This is a genomic window from Streptosporangium amethystogenes (genome assembly GCF_000721075.1).
In the GTDB taxonomy this organism is placed as follows: domain Bacteria; phylum Actinomycetota; class Actinomycetes; order Streptosporangiales; family Streptosporangiaceae; genus Streptosporangium; species Streptosporangium amethystogenes.
On the sequence record NZ_JOEQ01000071.1, the window covers coordinates 1 to 22,787 of the forward strand.

Sequence of the window (22,787 nt, forward strand, 5' to 3'; positions counted from 1 at the left end):
CCGAAGGGCCAAACCTTCATCGTTCGAGCAGCATCGCTCCAGATAATTCGCCTATATCGAACTCTCCTTCACGTTCAGGACACACGAATACGGCAGAAAGACACCGCGCCAGGGCGCTGACCGGACAGGAACTTGATTCTGTATGGTTCGCGGGGCGACGTCCATCGGTAGGTACGGGAACAGATGCCGTAGGTGAGCGCGGGCATGACGGATCCACCGCCGCTCGGAGGTGAAGCCCAGCAGGGCCTGCAGCACCGCCAGCGTGACCAGCTTCGCGTCGCTGAGCTTCGGTGTGATGCACACCAACGGTCGCCAGGGTGCCAGCTGAGGTGATTGTTTCAGCAGGTCGTCGGATCTCACGTACAGTGCGGTGGCCAAGCTGTCGAGGTCCGGCTTCACCGATGTCTTTGTCTCCCCCCAAACTGAGGAACATGGTGCGAGGTGGGGCCTCTCTATTGAGTCAGGTGATCACACTCTTCGGCGGCACTTTCGTAACTGCCCAGAAGGAAGGTGTGGATCGCCGCCAGTTGGTCGCCGGAGAAGGTGGCCATCAATCGGCGGCTGCGGGCGTCGATCCCGTCGTAGAACGAAGCGATCCGTTTGAGTCCTGGGGTCGAGGCTTCGACGAGTACGCGGCGGCGGTCCTGCGGGTCGGGTTTACGCCGGACGTATCCCGCCTTCTCCAGACGGTCGAGCATGTGCGTGACCGCGCCAGTGGTACGCCCGAGCTGAGAGCTGAGTGTGCCAGCGGTGCAGGCTCCGGCGCGGTTGAGTACGTGCAGGCAGAGCAGATCGGTCTGCGCGATGCCGAGATGCTGGGCGATCAGGTCGTTCAGGCGTCCCAGGGCTCCGGCGAGGTCCGTCATGGACGTAATGATCCGGTTGGTTAGTTCGTCGTTCTGGTCGTCCTGCGGTTTGACGGGCATGCGGGGTTCCATTTAACTTCTCGGTTCAGATACTTAGCTATGCAGTTACTTTATCCGATGCGTTGCTTCTGCGACTTGGAGAGGCAATGGCGGCCCTGGTCCGGGTCGTTCCCCCCTTGGGAAGGAGTCCTGCCATGGACGGCTGGTACGTGGACGACCGCTGCATGAACTGCGATGCCGCCCGACAACTAGCGCCCGACCTGATCGGCGAGGTCGGCGGAAGGTCGCAGATCCTGCGCCCGCCGAACGATGAGGCGGAGACACGGCGCCTCCACGCGGCCGCCTTCGCCTGCCCCACACGCTCGATCCGCCCGGCGTCCGGGCCGCCGAACCAGGCGCTCGACCCTTTTCCGATGGCCTTGGACAACGGCGTACTGATGTGCGGGCACAACTCCCGACACACCGCCGGGGCCAACTCCTACCTGCTGCTGCGTCCGTCCGGCACGGTCATGATGATCGACACACCGCGCTGGAGCCGTGAACTCGCCAGGCGTTACGCGGCATCGGGTCTGGTCACCGATGTGCTGCTCACACACCGAGACCACGCCGCACACGGCCGCCGCTATGCGGACTATTTCGGCGCTCACCTGTGGATCCACGAGGGCGACCTCGACGCGGCACCGGACGCGGACCAGGTGATCCGGGGCCTGGAACCTCTGGAGATCGGCGAGGGGGTCACCGCTCATCCACTGCCCGGCCACACCCGGGGCAGTGTGCTCTACCTCGCGGATGACCGGTACTGCTTCAGCGGGGACAGCTTCTACTGGTCGCGCACCACCGGTGATCTGGAAGTTGCGGAGAGCGTGACCTGGTACTCCATCGAGGAGTTGGCCGCCTCCTTGGCCAGGACGGCCGGACGGCTGCGATTCGAATGGATCCTGCCAGGCCACGGTGACCGCCAACGCCTGGCCGCCGACGAGATGTTCCGGCGGCTGCGAGCGCTGGCCGAACGCACGCGACTGCTACGGCCCATGCCGATCGACTTCACGGCCGTCTGCTGGTGAGAGAGTGGCCCAACCGGCACCAAGGCCCGCACGGCATCGGCCACAGCACCCTTCCTCAATATTGGCGTACTGCCGGAGCTCCATGAGACAGTCCCCCATGATGCTGCACGGCGAGCGGAACCCAGCCTTGCGCGTCACGGCGGCCCCAGCCACCGCTCGCGACGTCGACAAGGCCCAACTGTTCGCCCTGTCCACCGCTATCACCTCGGCGAAAGGCGGCGCAACGCTGGACACAGCCAAGCCCAGGGCGGTGCTCGCCGCCGTAATCGGTCCGGTCCTGGCCCGCGGCCGCCTCGACGGTCTCTACACACGCTGACACCGCACCGACGGCGCAACAGCAACGCTAGAACTTCCCGTTACGTCGGGTTCAAGCCCACGCAGCCCACGCCTTGGAAGCAATCATCTAGGGGCTCGCCAGGACTTTGCGCGCTCGGCGAGCAAGGTCCTGAGAGCCTGCTTGGAACGGCCTTCGATCACGTCGAGCAGCCGGTCAGGTTGGTGATCACGCTGACGTATTTGTCGCCACGCATGTTCAGGGACGCCGAGTGCTGTGATGCGGTCTTCCGAATGGGCTCGGTGGTGGAACCCCGTCCTCGGGAGACCTCGACTCCTACCCGGCCACTGACGAAGCCGCCTGCGGGCCGGCAGGGACGAGTGCGGCGCCACTCTCCGAGTGCCCCTGAAGGACGCCGACTACGGCAGGCGGGTGTGTTCGGCTCGGCTGGCGGCGATGCGCCGGGCGGCGAGAGCACGGGCCCGCTCGGTGTCGTGCCCGGTAAGCCGGCCGAGGATCGTCGCGAGCGGCTTGACCTGGCCGTACCCACCCCAGCGGCCCTCAGGGATCTCGGTGGGAAACACCCAGATCCGGCCCGCGTCGCGCGGCCAGGCGCCGTTCTCGGCGTCCAGGATCGCCTCGGTGACGTCGGCGATGACGCCCGCCCGCGCCTTCTCGTCGAGCTGCCCCTCCGGGACGGACGGGACGACCTTGTAGTGCGGCGCGTTCGCGGGGGATCCGCCGACGTAGACGGCGACCGGCCGGTGCAGGAAGACCCAGGAGACGGACCGGGTCACCGGGTCGGCGGGGTCGAATCCCTCGTGGCGGATCAGGATCTCGGTGATCCGGTTCAGCAGCGCCGCCTCGGCATCGGGCTGGAGCGCACGGTCGGGGATGTACACGTCGAGCATGGGCATGGCCTGGCCTCCTAGGTTTATTTCTTCAACTCAGCAGCCCGGACCCTAAGGAGGCTGAGTGGAGATTGTCAACTCAGGTCGGTACGATCGGTCCGTGGAGACGCAGCGGATCGACCCGGTGAACTGTTCGGTGGCCCGCGCCCTCGCGGTGGTGGGTGAACGCTGGTCGCTGCTGATCGTGCGCGAGGCACTGGACGGGGCGCGCCGGTTCGGGGAGTTCCGTGCCCGTCTCGGCATAGCGAGCAACCTTCTGGCCGCCCGGCTCGACACCCTCGTGGCGGCCGGAGTGATGCGACGCGTCCCCTACCAGGAGCCCGGCGACCGGCAGCGCTTCGAATACCACCTCGCTGAGCAGGGTCATGACCTGCGGCCCACGCTGGTCGCCCTGCTGGAGTGGGGCGACAAGTACCTGGCCGACCCGGAGGGGCCGTCGGTCATCGTCCGGCATCGTCCCGCCGACGACGACACCGCCTGCGAGGAGCCGGTGAGGGTCGTTCTCGAATGCGCTGCGGGGCACACCCGGCTGCCGCCGGAAGCCCTCTACCGCGCCCCCGGACCGGGCGCCCGCTTCCTGGGCCCCGCTGAGGCTTGAGCACCGCGATGGCGAACGAAGCCAGATCCGGCCGGTCACCGGCGACCTCGTCTGGTTGACGATCGACGGCCGGCTGGATCAGCCCCTCGCCGCGCTGGGGCTGCGAGCCTTTCGCGTTCCGCTGGAATCATCCCCGTCGTCGTGTCGGCTCGTGCTCATTTATGCCGCGTCATATCCCAACGCGCGAGCCGCCGCACGTGCCGACGTACGCGTTCAACCTGGTCGGCCACCGGGCCGGGGCCATGCCGACCTCTCCTGAAGGGGGTGGAGGCATGTAAGTCAACCAAAGCGACTCCACGAAAGCCGGGGTACATCAAAGCCTCCATCAATCCCGGCGCGGTTCAATTCACGAGGGCTTGCAGGTGGCGGAGAACTGGAACTCTGCGAACAAGGACCTCTTCTACGGCAAGGACGGCGACCTGGCCGGACAGGACAAGGAGTCCCAGGAGGTGTCCATGCTCGCCCTGCACCTGCTCCAATCATCGCTGGTGTTCATCAACACCCAGCTCCTCCAAACCGTCCTCCGCGATCCGAAGTGGGCGGGAAAGCTCACCGACGAGGACCGGCGAGCGCTCTCGCCGCTGTTCTGGGTCCACATCAACCCCTACGGACGATTCCGGCTCGACATGGATACCCGCCTGGACCTCGGCCTGGCCGCGTGAGAACACCCGCCTGAAATTCAGCCTGGTACGGGCCATGCTGCTGGCCGGACCGGCAGGTCTCGGTTCCGGCTCAGTGGTCCGAGCAGCAGGATCAACCCTGTCAAGGCCAGCCCGGCCATGATGATCCACATGGCCGGACGGAGACCCAGTGCGGTGCCGAGTGTTCCGCCGAGCAGTGCGCCGAGCGGGATGGTCCCGTAGCTGATCAGCTGCATGCTGACGGTGACTCGGCCGAGCAGCTGGTGGGGGCTGTAAGTCTGCCGGAAGGTCCCCTTGAGCACGTTGCCTACCGCAGTTCCGGCACCAACGACGAAGCCTCCCGCGATGGTCAGCGCCAGCCCGGTCCCGGGTGTGGTGAGCGGGATCAGCAGCGCGAATGGCGCCGCTCCGATCTCGGCGACCAGCAGGCTGCGGGCCGAGCCGAACCGGCGGGCCAGGCCGACCGCAGACGTGGCGCCGAGCACCCCGCCGAGGCTGGTCGCGGCGGCCAGGACTCCAACCGCGAACGGGCTGACGCCGACCTCACGCACCAGGAAGACAACGAGGATCGATTGGTAGCCGATCAACCCGATGTTACTGAACCCGGAGAACACGGTCAGCACCCGCAGGTAGGGGTCTCGGGCCACGAACCGAAGCCCCTCTCCGATCTCCTGACGCAACGTGGTGTCGTGCTGCGCGGGCTGTCGGCGGGGTTCGCGGGTCCGGATCGACAGCAGGCAGAGTGCAGAGACCAGGAAGCTCACCGCGTCGACCAGCAGCGCGTTCACCGCGCCCGCGAGCTGCGTGATCAGGCCTGCCACACCTGGACCGCCCACCTGCGCAGCGGCCTCGGTCGCCTGCATCTTGGCGTTGCCCTCGGCCACCTGGTCGCGCTCTAGCAGGGACGGCAGGTAGACCTGGTAGGCCGTCTGGAAGAAGACGCTCGCGGTGCCGGCTCCCAGCGCGACGGCCAGCAGGTGCCCCATGGTCAACCGGTCCAGCCAGGCCGCCACCGGGACGCTGAGGAAGAGCAGCAGAGATGCGAGATCGCAGGTGAGCATCACGGGACGGCGCGCCCAGCGGTCCACCCACGCACCGGCCGGCAAGCCGATGAGGAGCCAGGGCAGCCAGGCCGCCGCCAACAGCAGCGCCACTTGGAAGGTGCTCGCATCGAGTGTGGCGACCGCGACCAGCGGCAGAGCCACGCTGGTCACGCTGCTCCCCATCTTGCTGGTGGTCTGCCCGATCCACAGCAGACGGAAATCCCGATGCCAGAACAGACCCCCCCGCCGACGCGCAACCGCGGGAACATACGGCACGGTTTCGATGGCACTCACGGTTGCCCCGGGACGCCGTGGGTGAACACGAAGACCGGCTCGCGCAGCTGCTCGTCCTCGGGCGGAGTCCGCCGCTCCCACCGATCGAGCACGGCGAGGATCTCCTGCTCCAGCTCGCCCAGCTCAGCGGGAGTGAGCTGCAGCCATTTATCAACAGAGAAGGCCGCCCCGTTCCACTCCGGACGTTCCTCACGAACGGCGAACCAAGCCCGTACCAGGTTGAACTGCCGGTCAAGACCGAGCGAGACCGCCGCGTTGGACACCGCCTGGCGGGCCGGATCGTCATCGAAGTCACCTGTCACCCACCGCACCGTCGGCGCGACCAGACGCCACCACCGCTCACGACGGTCCTTAGCCAGCTCTGGCGCCTCCTCGATCAAGCCCGCAGCACTGAGCACCTTCAGATGGTGGCTGATGTTGGGGATGGCCTGGTCCGTCCGAGCGGCCAGCGCGCTCGCGGTGGCCGGGCCGTGCACCTTGAGCACGTCCATAAGACGGCGGCGGAGCGGATGCGACATCGCGGCAAGCACACGCGAGTCGGTCACCTTGGAGTCGTCCGGGTCGGTCATGCACGCCAGGATAATGCCCACAACAATATTGCGCAAAAAGTATTGCGCAACATCCGTTGACGGACATCTCGTTTCCGATTATGAGCGAGCACCCGTCGCTCAGGCGACCGCTGTGGCGCGCGATCTGTTTCATAGGTGGTCGCCTATCTAACAGCGCCCCGGAGCTACGTCGGCCAGCGGTTCCTTCCGACAAGATCGTTTCATAGGTTGTTGCATTATGCTGGACTCTTGAAACGCACTCATGAAACGATTTCAGGGTGAGCGATGACGACTTCTCCCGGGTCGAGGCCAACGACTGCCCGATGTCCTCGTGCGCGGCCCCGGCCGGGTCGCCGTGCCGGACCGGCAGGGGCAAGGTGGCCGTCCAGTACCACACCGCCCGGTTCCGCCTCGTCCCCAAGTTGGCGAAGGCGTTGAACGTGCCGACGCCCGCCGTCCGCAAGCCCGGCATGGACTGGGAGGAGCTGCCCCGCCCCGCCGCGGCCGCCGAGACGTCCGGGCACGTGCGGATCGGTTACGCCCGGGCCTCCACCGTCCGCCAATCCCTGGACACCCAGCTCGACTCCCTCAAGACCGCCGGAGTCACCCGGATCTTCCACGAGAAGATCTCCACCCGCGCCACCCGGCGACCCGAACTCGACAAGGCCGTCGCCCTGGCCCGCGAAGTACGAGCCTCCGGCGCCGCGGTCACCCTCGTCGTCCACGAGCACAAACGGCTCGGTCGCGGCATCGAACTCGCCGCACTCGCCGAACAGCTAAAAGCCGGAGGCATCGGCCTGCAGTTCCTCACTGGGGAGCTGCAGGGCAGCCACGACCCGTCCGGGATCGTGTTCACCGTGCTGGCCGCCCTGTCCGGAATGGAACGCGAATACATCCGCGACCGCACCCTGGAAGGCCACGAATCAGCCCGCACCCGCGGCAAGAACATCGGCGGCGCCACCGTCACCGACCCCGCCATGCTCTCCATGGCCCTGCACCTACGCAACCAGAACAACAGCCTGCGCGACATCGCCGCCCAACTCGTCATCACCAAAGGCAAGAAAAAAGGCCAACACCCCTCACCCGCCACCGTCCTACGGATGCTTCGCGAACAAGACGAAGCCACGGACCGCACTCAGCAGCCCTGAACCCCGCTGACCTGGAGCTAAGCGTCTATCCAGAAGTTCTGGGCGTAACCGGGCGTGAGATCGCCGGGGTGTGCGGGTGTTGACATAGGCCTCGCCGGGGGTTGGATCGAGGTTGCCACAACGTCCACCCACCGGCGAGGTCGTGGTCAGTATGCGCCCGCCTATCGTGTTCGCCAAGGCCCCTGCCACCTCGATCGAGCAATTACACGCCCAACTGCGAGGTCACTGGCGGCAGGTGATCCGCGCGGTGATGGTCTTGCTGTCGCTGCACGGCCTGCCGGCGGCGCAGATCGCCAACCTGCTGGACTACGACGTCGCCACCGTGCGCCGATGGATCGACCGGTTCAACCGCCACGGCCTGGCGGGATTGGCCGACCGCCCCCGCCCCGGCCGCCCTCACCTGGGCGGCGAGCATCTGACCGGCCGGATCACCAAGCTGCTGGCCCGGCCGGGACAGTGGACCCTCGCGCGGCTGTGGCGCTACCTGAACCGGCCCCGGTTGAGCAGGCGCACGCTGTATCGGCGTGTGCGGCTGGTGGCCGTCTGGCGGCGTCCCAAGCTGGTCGCGCGGGGCGCCCCGGACCGTTGGCGGGTGGTGGCCGCCATTGCCGCACGGTTGCGAGCGTTGCCGCGCGGGGCGGTGGTCTGGGGCGCCGATGAAACCCACGTGCACCTGCTGCCGCACCTCCGAGCGGGGTGGACCTTGCGCGCCGATCGTCCGGCCGTTGTCACGCCGGGCAAGAACCGGCAGGTCACCGTGTTCGGCGCTGTGGAGTTGACCACGGGGCGGTGGGTGTATCGGCTGGGCCGCCGGTGCGCGGCCGACTTCCTGCACCTGCTGGATGAGGTGGCCGCCGCGTTCCCGGCCGCGCCGAAGATCGTGGTGATCTGCGACAACGACAGCATCCACCATGCGCGGGCCGTCGTGTGCTACCTGCAGGCGCACCCGCGGGTGGAGGTGTTGTACGGGGCGCGTTACAGTCCGCACGACAATTCGGTCGAGCGGATCTGGGCCGTGCTTAAGGCGTTCATCGCCAACACCGCCGTCAGCTGGCCTGGCCGTCTCAGACAGATCCATGCCTTCTTCCGCGCCCGCTCACCGGACCAGTTGCTGGCCACCGCCGCCTCGTGGACCAGCCCCTGGCTCCCGGCCGGTTACAAACGGAACTTCTGGAATGCCGCTTAGACGCTACCTTGCGGCTGGCCGTAGCTTCGGGAGCTCTGGGCCCTCAGCGGCGGAGCCGCCGGCGCCGCCACCATGGGCTTGCTCACCCAACTACTCGACCACCACCGCGACAAGCAATAACCGACTGACCTGAACCGATTCGGCCTCCCTGGGATGGTACGAGCCGGGACTGGCCGAAGAGCCGCAGCCCAGCCCGCAACCATCCGGCGAGGCACCAGCGCCCGGATGGTCACTCGACGCCTTGATCCCTGAAGGACAATTCGGTAACTTCGCGCGGTGCCGTGACGTGCTCGACAAAGTCCATGCGGTGTGAGACACCGGTGAAGACATCGACGTCGAGGATAGGCATGGCCCATGCTCTGGACGCTGGTGAACATCCTGTTCAACCGAGATCTGGCGGGCGACCCGGAACACGTGCGGTGCGCTCGCTGCGGGTACATCGCCGACCAGTTCGAGGCGCCGATGCGGACCAGGTCCTACTTCACTGTGTCGCGGGAACAACCTCCAGATGGCTACCGGATGCCACCGGAGTGGACGTGCCCGTCCTGCGGCCGGGCCGGTCCGCTGGAGGCCGGAGAGTTGCTGAGCAACGACACTGTTGTGCACTGCCGCCGTACGTTCCTGTGCCGGTACTCCTGGACGGTGCCGAGCATGGCGACCGCCGTGACCTGCCCGCGCTGCTACACGCGCCAGTTCGGCCCTGCCAGATGACGCCTCCGTTGGCAGCGGCCTATTTGGGAACGAACCGGTTGAGGCACCGCGCCCCGGCGTCGGCTTGTACAAGCCGCAACAGGGAGCCTGATCAGCGCCTGGCCACCGCGCTCACCTGTCATCAGGACGCTGCCGCCGGGCTGGTGCCGGGCGGATGGGCTGACTCGTTGGAATCACCGACGTCGTCGGCGCCTCCCGCGCTTTGGGCGCTGCCTTGCGGCTTCGGGCGATGTGCGTCCCGGCGCGGGCCTGGGTGGCGGACCTCCGGCCAGTCCTCGGCGGCACTGGAACCCGGGGTGTCGTCCAGGGCGTCGGCGCTCATGCTGCGATATGCCTGTATCAGGGCGGCGACGTGCTCGGGGGAGACCTCGGCGTTGACCACTAGGGCAGCGAGCAGTTGGGAGCGGCTCACGTTCTCGTGGGCGGCGAGTCCGGCGGCAACGAGAGGTTGTCGCTGTAGTACACCGGCTTGCGATGGTGCCGCGAGGCGGGAGCGACGTAACTCTCGATGCCGATGATCGGCTTGATCCCCATCTTGTGTGCCGTCTGGTGGAACTCGTAAGCCCCGTGCACGTTGCCGTGGTCGCTCATCGCCACGGTCGGCATGCCCAGCCGTGCCACCTCGTCCATCAGCAGGCCGACCTTGGCCGCCCCGTCGAGCATGCTCGGGGTTGAGGAACCCGCGGACAGCCGTTGGCGCTGAGAAGGATCTTGTGGTGTTGCCCGTGCTCGGCCGAAGCCTCAGCCCCTTGGCGTCGTACCACCTCGGCGCGGGTTATCAGCAGGGTTCGCGCCCCCGGGAGACCGAGGTTTCGGCGGTGGGCCGCCGTGCGGTGCATGGGATCGGAATGGCGCGGGAATCAGCGCCAGGACGGTGACCTGCAGTGATGCGGTTCCAGAGGCCAGGCAGAGCCGATGTCGTGTCTAGTCCGCCCATCAGCGCCGAGGCTCATGATCGTTCTCAGCGCCAACGGCTGTCCGCGGGTTCCTCGATCCCGTGACCACGCAGTCGGCTCACGGTCGTGTCGGCGCTCATCGAGGCACAGCATGCAGGGCGGTCGCTCTAAAGATCAAACAGTTACAGCAGCCGGTCGGCTAGCGGGACTTTTCGAGGCTGCTATATCTGTCAAGCGGATGTCTGGAGGGGTTCTGGGGTGCGTTCGAGGAGCTTGAACAGTTGCCGGGAGAGGGCTCGTTTGAGGCAGCGGCGGGCTTCGCGTGGGGACTTTCCTTCGGAGATGCGGCGGGCGCTGTAGGCGCGGGTGTCGGGGTCGACGCGGGCCCGGACGAGGATGATGGTGTGGAGCGCCCGGTTGAGCTGGCGGTCGCCGCTGCGGTTGAGCCGGTGGCGGTTGGTGAGGCCTGAGGATGCCGGGATGGGGGCCGTGCCGGCGAACGCAGCGAAGGCGGCCTCGGAGCGGAATCGTCCGGGATGGGACCAGCTGACCAGGATCTGTGCCGCACTGATGGCACCCACGCCGACCTGTTCGATCAGTTCGGGCTTGAACTCGTTGACCAGGGCGGTGATCTCTTCTTCGAGAGCCTTGGCCTCGGCGCGTAGTGTCTGGATGCGCTGGGCCGTGGGGCGCAGGGCCCGGACGGTCATGCGGTGCTCCAGGGTCTGGGAGGGGCGGTCCCGCAATGTGGCGCAGTAGCTGATCTGGGCTTTGCTGCCCATGGAACGGATCTCGGTGCGCAGGTCGTCGGGTGCCGAGACGATCAAGGCCTTCAGGTGGTTGATTGCCGCGGTGCTCGCGCTGACGGCGCCCTGGCGGGTGGCGAGCAGCACCCTGAGCGCCTCGCGTTCTCCGCGGCGGCGGGGCTGGATGAGATGTTCGCTGGTCAACGCCTCACGAGCGGCGCGGATCGCGTCGAGGGCGTCGGTCTTGCGGCCGCCACGTTGAGCTGGTCGTCTGGGACGGCAGACCTCCACCACCTTTTCGCCAGAGGCCTGCAGGAACGCGGCCAGGCCCGCGCCGTAGCCACCGGCTCCTTCAAGAGCCCAGCAGCGTCGATCGGGGATGTGCTTGCGGGCGAACTCCAGGAGCTGAAGGTAGCCGTGGGCGTCGGTGACCGCCTCAGCGTGGGCGAGGACGGCTCCTAGCGGACTGACCGCGGCGGCGGCCAGGGTATCGCGGTGGGTATCGACTCCGATGACACCATCGACCTGTTCTGCCGGCATGGACATGCGGTTGTTTCCCTTCCAGAGGCGACTGCGATCGGCGTCGGCCTGGATGGGATCACCACGCGGCAGAACTGTGACGAGTCACGCCGCAAGCGGCGGACGAGCTGCTAATCAAGCCAACGGGGTGGGCCAGGCCGACGCCGGCACCCGGTAGACATCTCGAAAACAAGGCAGTTCCATATCGGGCGCCAGTTCCGAATGCGGGTCGCGGCCTGACGGTAGTCCCCGGCGGTGGCGGCATGGCCCCGGGCGGTGCCGGCGATGGTGGAGGCCAGGCGCGAGAGGTTGGTGGCCAGCTCGGCCAGGCGCGCCTCCCACCCGGTCACCGGATCCGTGGCGACCGCGCCGTCGGCCTGGTCGACGTCGACCAGGCGGTGCTCGGCCTCGACCAGTTCGGCGGCCACCACGGCCAGGCGCTCGATGTCGCGCGCCAGCTGGCGGCGCTGCCAGGCGGCCTGCTGCAGGGCGGCCTCGGTGCGGCGCCGGGCCCGGTGCCATGCCAGCCACCCGAACACAGCCCGACGGCGGTCCTCCGAAGCGAGGTCTCAGGCGCGTCGACGCGATCCCGGCCCTACTTCTGAAGCTGTTCCAGCAATACCATGAGCGCGCCCACCCGGCGGCCCGCCCGGTCGTCCAGTCGAAGCATGCCGATCTGCCAGATCGCATCCCTGGCCGCGGCCAGGGCGTCCTCACCGACCGCGGCCTCAAGGACGCTCAACGCCTGGTACCGCGCGCGCCAGCGTTCCACGGTCTCAGCGGGAGCATCGGCCGGCGGGCTCTGGGCCAGCAGTTCCTGGCTGAGGAGACGTACTTCGGCGCGGAGCTCGGCGAGAACGGCCGGGCTCGGCGCCCCCGCCAGAGCGGCCAGAACATGGTCGGCCACCGGCACGTGCAGGCCGCTCAGCTCGCACGCGGTCTCCGCCACCAGCGCGGCGATCTCACGCGCGCGGCCGGGGCCGGGGGCGGCGATGAGGTCGGCCACGCGCGGGTCGCCGGCGAGATAAGCGAGATGGTCGCGCTCGTCCTGGCCGGACAGAACCGCTCCGGCCGGTTCCGCGTACGCGTCCAGAACGGCGCTCTGGTGCTCCGCGGCCAGCCACTCCGCCTCCAGACGCCCGCCGACGAGCATCTCGCCCAAGGTCAGAGCCGCGCTGCGGAGATCGTCCTGTTCCGCCAGCTCGGGCCAGGCCGACAGCGCGTCGGGCAGGTCTTCGAGGTCTTCCAGCTCTTCGGGGTCGAACAGATCCGCCGTGACGAGGACGCGGCCGTGCTCGGCATAGGCGAGTTGCCCGTCCCCGTTGGCGTTCCAGAACATGCTGAGCGCCCGCCCTTGCCGCGCCAACCGGGCCAGAACCTCTGGACGCGTCCCTTGAAAGCCATTGGGCTCGACCAGGACGGTCCAGGACCCCAGGCTTCCGGCCATCGCCGCGCCGGCCCGAGCGGGAAGCGCGTCGTAGGCCGCCTGTACGGTCTGCGCGAAAGTGCGCCTGCCCGAGCCGTCCTCCTGCCCTCCCGCCGCGACGAGCGCCTCGGTGGCCGGCATGCACTCGATCCACGTGACGCACAACGGCACGTCCAGGTTCTCCTCCAGCAGCTTGCGATAGTGCGTCAGCGCATCGGAGTCCAATGTCGTCTCCCGGCAAAGAGAAAGGGCCCGGCCCACCGGAAAAGCCGGAGGCCGGGCCACACCTTATGCGAAGTACGGACGGCTAGGAAGCCTCGGCGTCAGGAACAATCTGCTCGTCGGCCAGGGTATCCGTGCCCGGCGGCGGCGGATAATAGCCGAGTGATCCAGGTTCCTGGCTGTCCGAGATCCGTACCGTGAACTTCTGTTTCTCCAGAACACGGTTACGCTCGAACCACCAGCCCATCCAGGATCCCGCGGTGGAGTTGTCGGTCGCCAGAATCGCGCGAGCCGAATAGTTGGTGCCCGCCAGTGACGCTCCTTGGTGAGTGGCGGCGAAGGGGAACTCATCGCACGATCGGATGATCGTGTTTCCCTGGGGGTCTTTGAGGTTCCGGGTGTATCGCTTGCCGGGCGGGCGCGGACGCGAATCGCTGAAGGAGGTGTCGCACTGTTTGATGGCCACCTTTCTGTTCTCCCCGCCCAGTCCCTTCTTGCTGGTGTCGGTGTTCCGCTGCAAGGGCGTGCTCCAGGAGAATCCTGGGATCTTCTTGTTGGGGTCGTAGGGCACGGTGCTCGCCGGCTTGTTCCAGGCGTCCCAGATGTGCTGCGCCGACTCTTTGACCGGGTTGGTCATGAGCTGATTCCCCGGCCCCTTCACCTGGGCCGCTTTGCTCAGCTCGAAGACCGGGCGGCCGTCCTTGAAGACCACGCAACCACCCTTCGCCGTCTTGATGGCAGGCGAGCTGTCGCAGCGGAAGACCGGGTTCTCCTGCATCAGGTATGCGTACGGGTCCAACGTCTGCTCAATCATGTGAACCTGCGGCTGCAACTTGCAACGAGCCCTGCGATCCGGCGCCGCGAAGTCCGCGGGATCCGAGGTGAAGGTGAAGTTGCCGCCTTCCTGCTCCCATGCCTCGGGGGTCTTGTATATGAACTTGTTCAATCCGATCGGTGACACGGAACACTTGTTCGTCGGATTGAACGCGAGCCCGAGGCTGAAGGGGAACGTCTCCGCCCCGGCTTTGACCGTCGGGAGCAGGGCCGGGATGTTCGTCTTCCCGCTTCTTTCGAGTTTGTCCAGGTGGAAGTACACTTTGAACTGCCGGCTGTCGTACTGGTTCGCCAGTCGGGCCGCGGTGCTCTTGGCCTCTCCCGTGAAGGAATGAGCGATGAGCGTGACGCGAGCGTCGTATCTGATGGAGCCTACGCGCCTCCTGTTCACGTAGAAGCTGACTTGCGAGCCGATCTCGCCCCACATGCACCAGTTGTAGGAATTCTTCACCGTGTAGGCCTTCGGGCCCGTCAGCGCGCGGCATTGCGCGTCGTTCTCGACGCGGTCATAGGTGAAGGTCGGCTCGGCCGCCACCGCCTTCACGGAGGCCAGCGGCGCCGCGCGAGACGTGTCCACCGTGACCGCCTGCCAACCGGACCATGCCCCCGTCACGCCGCCGCTGAGGGTACGGGCTCGCCAGCGCACGTCCCAGCCGTCGCTGATCTTCCCGGCCGGCATGCGGACGATGCCCACGGATCCGGGGCCGGACTTCGCGATCCCCGACCAGATGAGCCCCTTGCCCTGTGCCGGAACCTTCGGGCCGTGCTCGACCTGCACCTCCACGACGGCGTGCCGCTTCCCGGGGTCGGCTACCTTGATCATGAATTCCGGTGTGGTGGTCACGAGCTTCGCGACGCCGTCGCCAGCCTTCCGCGTACGCGTCCACGCCCTGCTCACGGACGGACCGCCCGCCGTGGTGGTGGACGCCCGAGCCTTCTTCGGCGCCATCGTCAGGAGCGGACCCACGCCGAACCACCACTCGTAGGGTTCGGCCATGGCGTTGCCCGCATCGTCCGTGACCCCACTGACGGTGGACCAGTACCAGGAGTCGAGGGGCAGCCTCGGCGTGAACGTCAGCACCCTTCGGTCGGGGCTCATGGTCGTGTCCCCGGGTAGGCCCTCCTCCATGAAGATGTCTTCGAGTGCCAAGGAGGCCGCTGCCACCGGCTCGCTGAAGGTCACCTTGATCTGCGCGTCGGGCGCCACGTCGTCCGCGCCGTCAGCCGGTTCCACGGCGACGACGGTGGGCGGGACGGTGTCCGGTCCCGTAGTGGGGCTCGGGCTCGGGCTGGGGCCGGCGCCGCCGTCGATGAAGGTGACCTTCAACACCGGCGGGTGCGGGACCTCCGCTTCGGTCTCCGCTGCGTGGAATCCACGGTCGTACTGGGGGGCGTCCGAGGATTCGTCCACGCCGCGCAGCATGAAACCGTAGTCGTCCTGACCCGATGTCCACGCCTGAACGATGTCCTTCACCTGCCAGGTCCAGGCGACATCGGTCGCCGGGGAGTCGTCGGTGCATCCGCCCGGATCGCGAGCGATCGACTCACCCTCGCCGCTGGTCGCCGGTTGGTTGTCCCACGTGAGGAGGTCGGCGTTCCAGGGCTGCGTGAGCCGCTGTGCCTTGATGCCGGACTGGCTGGTGCCGCAGCCGTATGCGGAGCTGTTCCACAGTTCCAGCTCGGCGCCGACGATCGTCTTTCCTGCGATGGGTGAGGTGTCGAAGCTCAAGAAGCTTCGCTCGATCGCCTTGAACTGTTCATAGTCGTATGCGCCGGACCAGAGCGTCGGCCCTTGCGGTCCGACTGATCCCTGGTCGTCCACCCATGTGTCGGCTTGCACTGGCAGCGAGATCGTCCGCTGCTCGCCTGGCGGGTCGGTGGGCGTCGGCGTGGGGGTGGAGGTCGACAACGTGATGGTGAACGGCCAGTTGTACGGCGCCACCATCGGATGCCCGTCGGCGTCCTGGGCCCCGCTGACCTCCGCGGTGTACTGCATGCCGGGCGCGAGGGGCGCGTCAGGGACGAATGCCGCGCCGTCTCCTGAAGCGTTGGCGCCTGATGTGCCGGGCACCGTTTGACCTGTGCGGTCCTTGAGGGTGATGTGCGCCCCTGTCACGGGCTCACTGAAGCGTGCCTCGACGTGCACGTCCGGTTGGGCGTTTGTTGCGCCGAGGTCCGGCACCGTCCTGATCACAGACGGCTGGTCGGGATCGGGTTGAGGATTGTTGGGGTTGAGTGAGTTCCACTCCTCCTGGCTCACGTCGGCAGGGCGTCCGAAGGTGACGGCCGGATTCTCCACGAACTCCGGCGCCTGTCCCTGCATCGCCTCCGCCTCCGCGTCGGAGACCTCGCCCGCCTCTATCGGCTGGCTCGACCGGTAGGTAGCCGCCCGGATCTGGTCCGCGGTCGCGCTGTCGGGGAAGCCTTCGCCGGCCTTGAACCATCCGACGTCGTCACCGGGCGGATACTCCGGGGCCGGCGTGTATTCGACCATGAGGGTGGGTGGGTGGCGGTAGCCGGGGTAGGGGTCGCCGCTGTATTCGCTGGCGTAGTACTGGCGCCAGTTGATCGCCGGGCTCTCGGTGACCGCTTGCAGCACCAGCCCATGGTTGGCCACGCCCTGTTCGATCCAGGCGCGGGCCATGCCGGTGATCCGGTGCACCAGCGCCGCTTCACTGGCGCACCAGGTGCCGCTGGCGTCGATGTTGTAGCCGGCCTTGTTGCCTGAGCCCCCCATGATGCCGGCGCTGGAGGGCTGGTTGGACCAGCTCAAGCCGGTGGGGGTCCAGGCGGAGGTGATGAGAGAGGCGGCGATGCCCGACCCGATCTCGTTGCCGCACAGCTGGCCGTTGGGGCCGCCGGACTTGTAGTTCCAGACATACAGGTCCGCATCAACCACCGTGGCGCCCACGAGCTCCGGTGCCGTGGTGTTGAACTTCAGGTAGATGCGGGCGATGTCGGCGCTGGTCTGGGTGGTGCCGGCGCGCAGCCATCCGGCCGCGGCGTTGTTGCTGCCCGGGCTGTTCTTGCTGACCCAGGCGTCGTCAGGGGTGCCGCCGCCGAACCATTGGGAGGCGGCGGCGATCGTCACCGGATAGGTGACCGCCGGGTCGGCCAGGAACGTCGCATCCGGGGTGAACACCAGCTGCGAGGTCTTGCCGGAGGTCTCCACCCGGGCGGTGACCGGGGAGCTCTTACCCTCCTCGGGGGAGGCCTCCACCTTGGCGTCCATCGCGGTCAGCACGACCGGCGCCGCCTTCGCCTCGCCCTTGGCATCCTTCAGCTGCGGCAACCCCTCGGGCCCCTTGCCGAACGAGGTGCCCTTGGGCAGCGTGAGCGGCAGCCGTACCGTCACCGGGCCGTCCGGCTTGCGCCGGAAGACCACCTGGGAGACGAACCCGTCGGCCAGGGCCAGCACCACCAGGTCGGCGCCCGGCGCGACGGCATCGGGGTAGGTGACCGTGCTGCCGGAGATCTTCGGCTCCGGCAACGCCCGGGTCACCTCCAAGGCAATCTTGCCTTCTTCCTCGGCGGCCGACACCAGGTGCTTGGTGCCGCGCCCGCCGAAGGTCAGCGGAGTTTTGACCCGTGCGGCCTGCAGCGTGCCGTCGCGGGTCACGATGCGGGTGTCGACGGGCTCCCAGGCGCCGCTGGCCTTGTTCTTGAGCTGGACGGGCCGGGTGTGCAGCTCGGCGCGCAGGTTCTTGCCGTCGGGCTGTGCCCAGACCTTCATGGTCTCGGTGAACCGGGAAGGCACCTCAACGGGCTTGCCGGACGTGGCCGCCTTGTCCCAGGCGGTCTTGAGCGTTGGATCGGAGGTGGCGCTCGGCTGGGTTGGCGATGCGGGGGTCGGGGTGGGGGGCGGGGTGGGGCCCTGGGCGGCCGCGGGCACGCTCAGCAGTGAGAGCGGCAGCGCTACAACCCCGATCAGGGCAGCGTGACGGCGCGTCCGGCTGGATAAGCCTGACGCTGTGGGTGATGTGTTCACTCCAGCCTTTCAAATAGATGCGGCTAAATTTCGCAAAACGGAGCGATCATCACATAAAGCGCAAATAAAAGTAAAGATCGTTTCTAGTGACGGGGACGATGTGCTCTGTAAGGGAAACGGCCCGCACTATGAAGTGTTTTTGCCGGGCGGCGCGATCCATGGCCAGAAGGCGCGTTCGGGGATGGCGGGTGCCGGTCGTGGATCCGCGTTTTTGCGGATGTCTGAAACCAGCCGACTCTCAGACAAGGTCGACCAGACGGGGAGTCGGACCAGCTGGTTCTCCGTCTAGACGATCTTGTATGAGAATCGATCGATTCTCAACACCCTGGCCGGAGCCCCCTTTACGAACCGCCGACAGCCCGCCGGAGTGTCGGAAAAACGTGTTACGAAGTCGGAGTGTTCATCAACTCCCGCAACACCGTTTTCTCCACACTTCCGAGGTGTGACGACGCTCCCCGACGATCCGGCCCCCGCCGCAGTGATCCGCCAGGCCGCCGACGACCTCCTTGGCGCCGAACCTACAGTCCTCACCGGAGCGCTCGTCGGCTACGCCCGGGTCTCCACCCGCGATCAGCGCCTCGACCGACAGACCCGCGCGCTCGAAGCCGCCGAACCTTCGTCTACGACGCTACCGGTGAGACGGTCCAGGTCAGCGCCCATAGGAAAGCGGATCCGGGCGACATCTACGCCGCCCGGATCACCCCCGAAGGCGACAAGGCAGGGCTGCGGAACGTGAAGGGCGTGCTGGCCCACCTCACCTCCGCGTTTGGCGGCCTGGCCCTTCTAGGAATGGCGCTGATGGGCTTGGTGTTCTTCGCACCGGTGAACACGTTGTGGCCGTTCATGTCCGGGGTTGAGGAACCTGGGAACAGCCGTTGGCGCTGAGATTGATCTTGGTTGTGTGTAGTGACGTGTGGAGCATTGAGCATGCAGGTCAGCGGCGGTCGTGGCGTCGGCGGGCGGCTCAGATCTCGGTGTCTGCGACGTCGTCGGCGAGGAGGGTGTACAGCTGGGTGGTTTCGGTGGAGGCGTGGCCGAGCCGCCGGCGGACGACCTCGATGGAGACGCCGGCGTTGATGAGTTCGGTGGCGTGGGCGTGCCGTAGCTGGTGGATCTCGATGTCGACTCCGGCCGCCTCGCAGTAGCCCTGCCACCGGTGGTGGGCGGCGTCGTAGGACAACGGTCCGTCGGTCCCGTTGATGCTGGCGCGGAAGACGGGGCCGAACCGGTAGCCGGCGCGACTCAGGTAGAGCTTGAGGAGGGCGACGTAGCCGTGGTCGTCCAGCAGGACGGTGCGGACGGTGCCGCCCTTGCCGTGGATGCGGACGTGCTCGTCGTCTTGGCGGAGGTCGAAGTCATCGAGGTCCAGGGAGCAGGCTTCGGCGGCGCGGGTTCCGCACACGTAGATCGTCTCGAACAGGACCCGGTCACGGAGCCGGTCGAGGGGGACGTCCTTGCGCGGCCGACGGCTACAGATCGAGCCCAGAACCTTGGTGATGTCGGCGGTCGCGGCGGGCCGGGGCAGGTTCTTGGACACCTTGATAGTGTCGATCTTGTCCATGGGGTTGGCGTCGAGCAGGTCGTGGCGCACGGCCCACTTGCACCAGGAGGCGACGGCGGCGCGCTTGCGGGTCGCGGCCGACAGGGCGCCGACCGCGGTAAGGAACTCCCGGATGGGCGGCGCGGTCAGTTCGGCGATCTCGCCGTCGCAGTGCGCGGTGAACTGGAGGAGATCGCCGCGGTAGGCGCGCAGGGTGTGCGGGGAAGCGCCCGTGTTCTTGCGGTCGGTGAGGAAATCGTCGAGATGACGGGCGAGCGGATGCTCGCGCCCGAGGTGTTCGACGATCACCGGATCCACGTCCTCACCCTCCCGTGCGCCGAGTTGCCAGATAACTGGGAATCGAACGGCCCATCGTGGAGGGATGATTCCATGCTCACCATGGCCATTCGATCTTGGTCTTGCCAGATAACGAAGGTTATCTCGCAACCCTTCGGCGGGCGAGGCGTTCAGGCTGGAGCTGTGGATCTTTTCAGGACTTCGCCAATCCGGCCGGGGTGCACGGTGGGTGATTATGGTATGCATAGTGATCTATGGGAGGATTTTCCCATGGTATCCGTTAGGCAGTTTCAAGTCGCCTTCGATTGCGCTTCACCTGAGCGTGTCGGTCGCTTCTGGTGCGAGGTGTTGGGGTATGTCGCGCCGGCACCGCCTGAGGGGTTCGCCAGTTGGGACGACTTCAATCGCACGCTGCCGCCCGAGCAGCGGGACTCATGGTTCGCATGCAGCGACCCCTCGGGTGTCGGTCCGCGGCTGTACTTCCAGCGCGTTCCCGAAGGGAAGGTCGCCAAGAATCGGTTGCACCTTGACGTGCGGGTCGGCACCGGACTCGTCGGTGCAGAGCGCCTGGCAACCCTCGAGGCCGAATGCGCACGATTGATCCCTCTCGGCGCGAAACGCGTGCGGCTCCTGCCCGCCGATGAAGAAAACGAGTCGTGCCTCGTGATGCAGGACATCGAGGGCAACGAGTTCTGCCTGGGCTGACGAACTTCTACCTCGTTGAACGCGACACAGACCTGACTCGCTGATCGGCTCCCACGGGGAAGGCTGTCCGTCAGCTCTCCCTTCGCACCGCGCCGCTGTTGATCTCGGGAAGATCGGGGATCTCGCCGAGTTCGCGCAGTTCCTCGGAAGGCCCGGACGAAGCGATGGCATAGCGGCCCAGGAAATTCACGTGGGCGTGGCCCAGCGGGCTGAGCCGGGCGACGTCCTCGTCTTTGACGGGCACCCCCTGGGCGCGGAGATGTTCGACGGCGGCCGACAGGTAGCGGGTATTCCAGAGAGCAACGGCATTGACGACCAGGCCGAGAGCTGCGAGTTGGTCCTCTTGGCCCTCACGGTATGCCTGTCGGATCTGGCCGCCCCCGCCGTGGCAGATCTTGCGGGCGAGCCGGTGTCGGGATTCCTGCACGGTGAGTTGCTTGTTCAGCTTCCGGTGGTAGGTGTCGTCGATCGGGTCGAGGATGCTCAGCAGGTGCAGCGTCTTGTCGATTCCAGCTCCGAGAACCGCGACCCCTCCGGAACCTCCAACAGTCCGAACAACGCCCGCGGCAACCCCGAATCCGCGCGAGACCAAGATCAATCTCGGCGCCAACGGCTGTTCCCAGGTTCCTCAACCCCGAAGTTCCACGCGGACGCCGACCAGGGCCGAGTCTGGCATCTGCTCGCGGGCGCGCAGCACCAATCGCCCACCCATGTGAGCTTCCAGCGCATCACGCCCAGCAGCGACTCCACGGGCAGGCAGCGCAGTCGTGACCAGCAAGCTCGCGTCTTCAAGGAGATGACGGCTTGGGCCACGAACCATAGCAAGATCCCGATCACGGAAGTTCAGCTGGCTGAAGCTGTTGAACTGCTGGGCTGGTGGCGTGATGCCCGCAGTCAACCGGCCCTCGGCCGTGTGACGGCGAACGTGCGCGTGATCGAAGTCGCGGCATCAAGGGCGTCGACGCCGAAAGTCGTACCGTGGGCAGAGCACCTGACCATGTACATGAAGCCGGCATGGCTGGTGTATCAGACCCGCAGCGAGCTTGCTTCCACGATCTATGACGCGGTTGGAGCCGATATGTCGCAGCTGCCGACAACGATGTGGAAGCCACTCCAAGACATTGCAGGCAAGACGGTGCACTACGACGGCCTCGACCGGGTCGAGCTGGTGCCGAACTCGACCCGTCAGGCCGTCACAGAGCTGCTGGCTCTTTTCCCTCACCACCACCAGGCGGGCCGACGGCTGAGCTCTCTTCACCAGCGGCTGGACGACCCGGTCGCGTTCCGCAAATGGCATCGCGAGCTTGAGGACCAGTGGGAGTGCCTGATCAACCGGCTCGTACGAGTGCGCAACGCCGTGACCCACGGTGGACCGGCGGCGAACAGTGCGATTGAAAGTGTCGCCCACTTCAGTGACTGCCTCGCCGCATGGGAGATCGAGACCCTCCTGGAGGCTGCCTTGACCGGCGACGACCTGCCTGCTGCCCACAAGAAATTCCTGACCGAGCAGTCGAATCTCCTGGACGCCTGGATGAAGGCTCAACACCCAGGAGATCATCTCTACCTATAGGGGCGTGCAACCACCCAGACTCGGCCACCAACTTCACCGCCTCACTCACCGGCCACCCGCCACCTCGATCGGCCCGTGACCATCACTGGCCCCCTGACCCGGCATGTGTGGCACTGCGCGGTGCGCGCCGCCCCCGACGACCACCAGCTCACCGACGCCATCTCCGTCGACATCATCGACGCTGCCGTACGGCAACGACCAGGCGTGCCGGTGGATCGCCATCCGGCACGCCGCCGACCACATCCACCTCATTGCGACCCTCACCCGCCAAGACGGCAGGAAATCCAACTTCGCAACAACTGGTTCGCGATGCGCGCCGCCTGCTGCCGCGCCGAGGTCCGATACGGGCTACGCCGTACGGCAGCGCTACCGCCCATCGATGACGACCGGCGTCACTGACAACAAATCCGCGTGACCCGCTGACAACAATCCCGCGCATCCACTGACAACAAGTCCGCGCGCAACATTCGTGTCCTTGAGCTTGCGCACCACGCCCGCATCTTCCAAGTCAATCTCCATCGATACCTGGATTACAGTACTCACCAGGTACGTTCTCCTCACAGATCGTCGATCTCCAGCACGTCTCAGGCTGGCAGGTGATCACGCAGCGCTACCACCGAATACGGGACAGAGCCGTTAACTGGACACACCCGACCTCCTAGAGGGTGTGTCCAGTTAACGGTGTAACTCGGTTTTGAAATTTTTCTATCGAGAACTCGGGGACAGGCGACCTTCGAAGGTGATCGCGAAGGCGTTCAAC

23 protein-coding genes and 2 pseudogenes are annotated in these 22,787 nt (G+C 66.7%); 10 read left to right on the top strand and 15 right to left on the bottom strand.

Annotated features, from left to right (window positions below; all coding sequences use genetic code 11):
• Positions 1 to 165: 165 nt before the first annotated feature.
• Positions 166 to 399, bottom strand: a pseudogene (locus tag IG98_RS0142665) (IS982 family transposase); the annotation flags it as partial.
• A gap of 53 nt (positions 400 to 452) precedes the next feature.
• Positions 453 to 926, bottom strand: coding sequence for a MarR family winged helix-turn-helix transcriptional regulator (locus IG98_RS0142670; protein WP_051753677.1), 474 nt, complete (start codon positions 924 to 926; stop codon positions 453 to 455).
• A 134-nt stretch (positions 927 to 1,060) separates the two neighbouring features.
• On the opposite strand from IG98_RS0142670, the gene IG98_RS0142675 reads away from it, so the two are divergent.
• Entirely contained in the window at positions 1,061 to 1,930 is an 870-nt protein-coding gene (locus tag IG98_RS0142675; RefSeq protein ID WP_030926002.1) for an MBL fold metallo-hydrolase, read from the top strand.
• A gap of 82 nt (positions 1,931 to 2,012) precedes the next feature.
• Complete coding sequence (locus IG98_RS0142680) at positions 2,013 to 2,246, top strand: YbhB/YbcL family Raf kinase inhibitor-like protein (RefSeq protein WP_157594867.1); 234 nt, start codon at positions 2,013 to 2,015, stop codon at positions 2,244 to 2,246.
• A 377-nt stretch (positions 2,247 to 2,623) separates the two neighbouring features.
• Here IG98_RS0142680 and IG98_RS0142685 read toward each other — a convergent pair whose 3' ends face one another.
• A complete protein-coding gene (locus IG98_RS0142685) occupies positions 2,624 to 3,121 on the bottom strand; it encodes a hypothetical protein (protein WP_030926007.1) in 498 nt (165 codons plus the stop codon).
• A 94-nt stretch (positions 3,122 to 3,215) separates the two neighbouring features.
• Between IG98_RS0142685 and IG98_RS0142690 the strand changes: the two genes are divergently transcribed.
• Positions 3,216 to 3,713: a winged helix-turn-helix transcriptional regulator gene (locus IG98_RS0142690; RefSeq protein WP_030926009.1), complete on the top strand. Its 498-nt coding sequence runs from the start codon at positions 3,216 to 3,218 to the stop codon at positions 3,711 to 3,713.
• A gap of 344 nt (positions 3,714 to 4,057) precedes the next feature.
• On the top strand, positions 4,058 to 4,375 hold the full coding sequence (locus IG98_RS0142695) for a Tn3 family transposase (RefSeq protein ID WP_051753679.1): 318 nt from the start codon (positions 4,058 to 4,060) through the stop codon (positions 4,373 to 4,375).
• Positions 4,376 to 4,392: 17 nt separating this feature from the next.
• Here the strand turns inward: IG98_RS0142695 and IG98_RS0142700 are convergent, their stop codons facing one another.
• Together IG98_RS0142700 and IG98_RS0142705 are read right to left on the bottom strand one after the other, a co-directional pair.
• Positions 4,393 to 5,772 (bottom strand): MFS transporter, encoded by a 1,380-nt coding sequence (locus IG98_RS0142700; protein ID WP_425428158.1) that lies wholly within the window; start codon positions 5,770 to 5,772, stop codon positions 4,393 to 4,395.
• A complete protein-coding gene (locus IG98_RS0142705) occupies positions 5,688 to 6,260 on the bottom strand; it encodes an ArsR/SmtB family transcription factor (RefSeq protein WP_030926015.1) in 573 nt (190 codons plus the stop codon). The genes IG98_RS0142700 and IG98_RS0142705 overlap by 85 nt, the downstream gene beginning before the upstream one ends.
• A 257-nt stretch (positions 6,261 to 6,517) precedes the next feature.
• On the opposite strand from IG98_RS0142705, the gene IG98_RS0142710 reads away from it, so the two are divergent.
• The 3 genes from IG98_RS0142710 (at position 6,518) to IG98_RS0142725 (ending at position 9,284) form a co-directional block, all read left to right on the top strand.
• Positions 6,518 to 7,387: a recombinase family protein gene (locus IG98_RS0142710; RefSeq protein WP_030926016.1), complete on the top strand. Its 870-nt coding sequence runs from the start codon at positions 6,518 to 6,520 to the stop codon at positions 7,385 to 7,387.
• 151 nt (positions 7,388 to 7,538) lie between these two features.
• On the top strand, positions 7,539 to 8,573 hold the full coding sequence (locus IG98_RS0142715) for an IS630 family transposase (protein WP_037972807.1): 1,035 nt from the start codon (positions 7,539 to 7,541) through the stop codon (positions 8,571 to 8,573).
• Positions 8,574 to 8,927: 354 nt separating this feature from the next.
• Positions 8,928 to 9,284, top strand: a complete 357-nt coding sequence (locus IG98_RS0142725; protein WP_030926020.1) for a hypothetical protein — start codon at positions 8,928 to 8,930, stop codon at positions 9,282 to 9,284.
• A 121-nt stretch (positions 9,285 to 9,405) separates the two neighbouring features.
• On the opposite strand, the gene IG98_RS0142730 is transcribed toward IG98_RS0142725, so the two are convergent.
• The 6 genes from IG98_RS0142730 to IG98_RS0142755 all read right to left on the bottom strand — a co-directional run bounded on the left by IG98_RS0142730 (position 9,406) and on the right by IG98_RS0142755 (position 17,819).
• Positions 9,406 to 9,696, bottom strand: coding sequence for a hypothetical protein (locus tag IG98_RS0142730; RefSeq protein ID WP_157594868.1), 291 nt, complete (start codon positions 9,694 to 9,696; stop codon positions 9,406 to 9,408).
• Complete coding sequence (locus IG98_RS0142735; protein ID WP_030926024.1) at positions 9,693 to 9,947, bottom strand: PHP domain-containing protein; 255 nt, start codon at positions 9,945 to 9,947, stop codon at positions 9,693 to 9,695. The genes IG98_RS0142730 and IG98_RS0142735 overlap by 4 nt, the downstream gene beginning before the upstream one ends.
• Before the next feature lie 463 nt (positions 9,948 to 10,410).
• Complete coding sequence (locus IG98_RS0142740) at positions 10,411 to 11,472, bottom strand: IS110 family RNA-guided transposase (RefSeq protein WP_030926026.1); 1,062 nt, start codon at positions 11,470 to 11,472, stop codon at positions 10,411 to 10,413.
• 104 nt (positions 11,473 to 11,576) lie between these two features.
• Entirely contained in the window at positions 11,577 to 11,984 is a 408-nt protein-coding gene (locus IG98_RS0142745) for a hypothetical protein (protein ID WP_030926028.1), read from the bottom strand.
• 56 nt (positions 11,985 to 12,040) lie between these two features.
• The gene (locus tag IG98_RS0142750) at positions 12,041 to 13,096 is read right to left on the bottom strand and encodes a DUF6461 domain-containing protein (RefSeq protein WP_030926030.1); all 1,056 of its coding nucleotides are present in this window, start codon (positions 13,094 to 13,096) and stop codon (positions 12,041 to 12,043) included.
• An 82-nt stretch (positions 13,097 to 13,178) separates the two neighbouring features.
• Positions 13,179 to 17,819, bottom strand: coding sequence for a DNRLRE domain-containing protein (locus tag IG98_RS0142755; protein ID WP_030926032.1), 4,641 nt, complete (start codon positions 17,817 to 17,819; stop codon positions 13,179 to 13,181).
• 79 nt (positions 17,820 to 17,898) lie between these two features.
• Here IG98_RS0142755 and IG98_RS51685 point away from each other — a divergent pair, with 79 nt between their 5' ends.
• On the top strand, positions 17,899 to 18,204 hold the full coding sequence (locus IG98_RS51685) for a hypothetical protein (RefSeq protein ID WP_157594869.1): 306 nt from the start codon (positions 17,899 to 17,901) through the stop codon (positions 18,202 to 18,204).
• A 675-nt stretch (positions 18,205 to 18,879) separates the two neighbouring features.
• On the opposite strand, the gene IG98_RS0142765 is transcribed toward IG98_RS51685, so the two are convergent.
• A complete protein-coding gene (locus IG98_RS0142765) occupies positions 18,880 to 19,773 on the bottom strand; it encodes a tyrosine-type recombinase/integrase (protein WP_030926034.1) in 894 nt (297 codons plus the stop codon).
• Positions 19,774 to 20,022: 249 nt separating this feature from the next.
• On the opposite strand from IG98_RS0142765, the gene IG98_RS0142770 reads away from it, so the two are divergent.
• Positions 20,023 to 20,457 (top strand): VOC family protein, encoded by a 435-nt coding sequence (locus IG98_RS0142770; RefSeq protein ID WP_030926036.1) that lies wholly within the window; start codon positions 20,023 to 20,025, stop codon positions 20,455 to 20,457.
• A 70-nt stretch (positions 20,458 to 20,527) separates the two neighbouring features.
• Here IG98_RS0142770 and IG98_RS49820 read toward each other — a convergent pair.
• Positions 20,528 to 20,989, bottom strand: a pseudogene (locus tag IG98_RS49820) (Tn3 family transposase); the annotation flags it as partial.
• Between the two features lie 180 nt (positions 20,990 to 21,169).
• On the opposite strand from IG98_RS49820, the gene IG98_RS49825 reads away from it, so the two are divergent.
• Positions 21,170 to 22,027, top strand: a complete 858-nt coding sequence (locus IG98_RS49825) for a hypothetical protein (protein WP_157594870.1) — start codon at positions 21,170 to 21,172, stop codon at positions 22,025 to 22,027.
• A 45-nt stretch (positions 22,028 to 22,072) separates the two neighbouring features.
• Here the strand turns inward: IG98_RS49825 and IG98_RS0142785 are convergent, their stop codons facing one another.
• Positions 22,073 to 22,279 carry a hypothetical protein gene (locus IG98_RS0142785; RefSeq protein WP_157594871.1) on the bottom strand — a complete coding sequence of 69 codons (207 nt, stop codon included), beginning with the start codon at positions 22,277 to 22,279 and terminating at the stop codon, positions 22,073 to 22,075.
• A gap of 114 nt (positions 22,280 to 22,393) precedes the next feature.
• A complete protein-coding gene (locus IG98_RS51690; protein ID WP_157594872.1) occupies positions 22,394 to 22,570 on the bottom strand; it encodes a hypothetical protein in 177 nt (58 codons plus the stop codon).
• Between the last annotated feature and the right edge of the window lie 217 nt (positions 22,571 to 22,787).

What these genes read in the sequence shown, in the direction of transcription:
- IG98_RS0142680 (WP_157594867.1), top strand. Translation starts at nt 2,013, where the DNA reads ATGAGACAGTCCCCCATGATGCTGCACGGCGAGCGGAACCCAGCCTTG.
- IG98_RS0142735 (WP_030926024.1), bottom strand. Translation starts at nt 9,947, where the DNA reads ATGCTCGACGGGGCGGCCAAGGTCGGCCTGCTGATGGACGAGGTGGCA.
- IG98_RS0142705 (WP_030926015.1), bottom strand. Translation starts at nt 6,260, where the DNA reads ATGACCGACCCGGACGACTCCAAGGTGACCGACTCGCGTGTGCTTGCC.
- IG98_RS0142770 (WP_030926036.1), top strand. Translation starts at nt 20,023, where the DNA reads ATGGTATCCGTTAGGCAGTTTCAAGTCGCCTTCGATTGCGCTTCACCT.
- IG98_RS0142675 (WP_030926002.1), top strand. Translation starts at nt 1,061, where the DNA reads ATGGACGGCTGGTACGTGGACGACCGCTGCATGAACTGCGATGCCGCC.
- IG98_RS0142670 (WP_051753677.1), bottom strand. Translation starts at nt 926, where the DNA reads ATGCCCGTCAAACCGCAGGACGACCAGAACGACGAACTAACCAACCGG.
- IG98_RS0142715 (WP_037972807.1), top strand. Translation starts at nt 7,539, where the DNA reads ATGCGCCCGCCTATCGTGTTCGCCAAGGCCCCTGCCACCTCGATCGAG.
- IG98_RS0142740 (WP_030926026.1), bottom strand. Translation starts at nt 11,472, where the DNA reads ATGTCCATGCCGGCAGAACAGGTCGATGGTGTCATCGGAGTCGATACC.
- IG98_RS0142785 (WP_157594871.1), bottom strand. Translation starts at nt 22,279, where the DNA reads ATGAGGTGGATGTGGTCGGCGGCGTGCCGGATGGCGATCCACCGGCAC.
- IG98_RS0142725 (WP_030926020.1), top strand. Translation starts at nt 8,928, where the DNA reads ATGCTCTGGACGCTGGTGAACATCCTGTTCAACCGAGATCTGGCGGGC.
- IG98_RS0142685 (WP_030926007.1), bottom strand. Translation starts at nt 3,121, where the DNA reads ATGCCCATGCTCGACGTGTACATCCCCGACCGTGCGCTCCAGCCCGAT.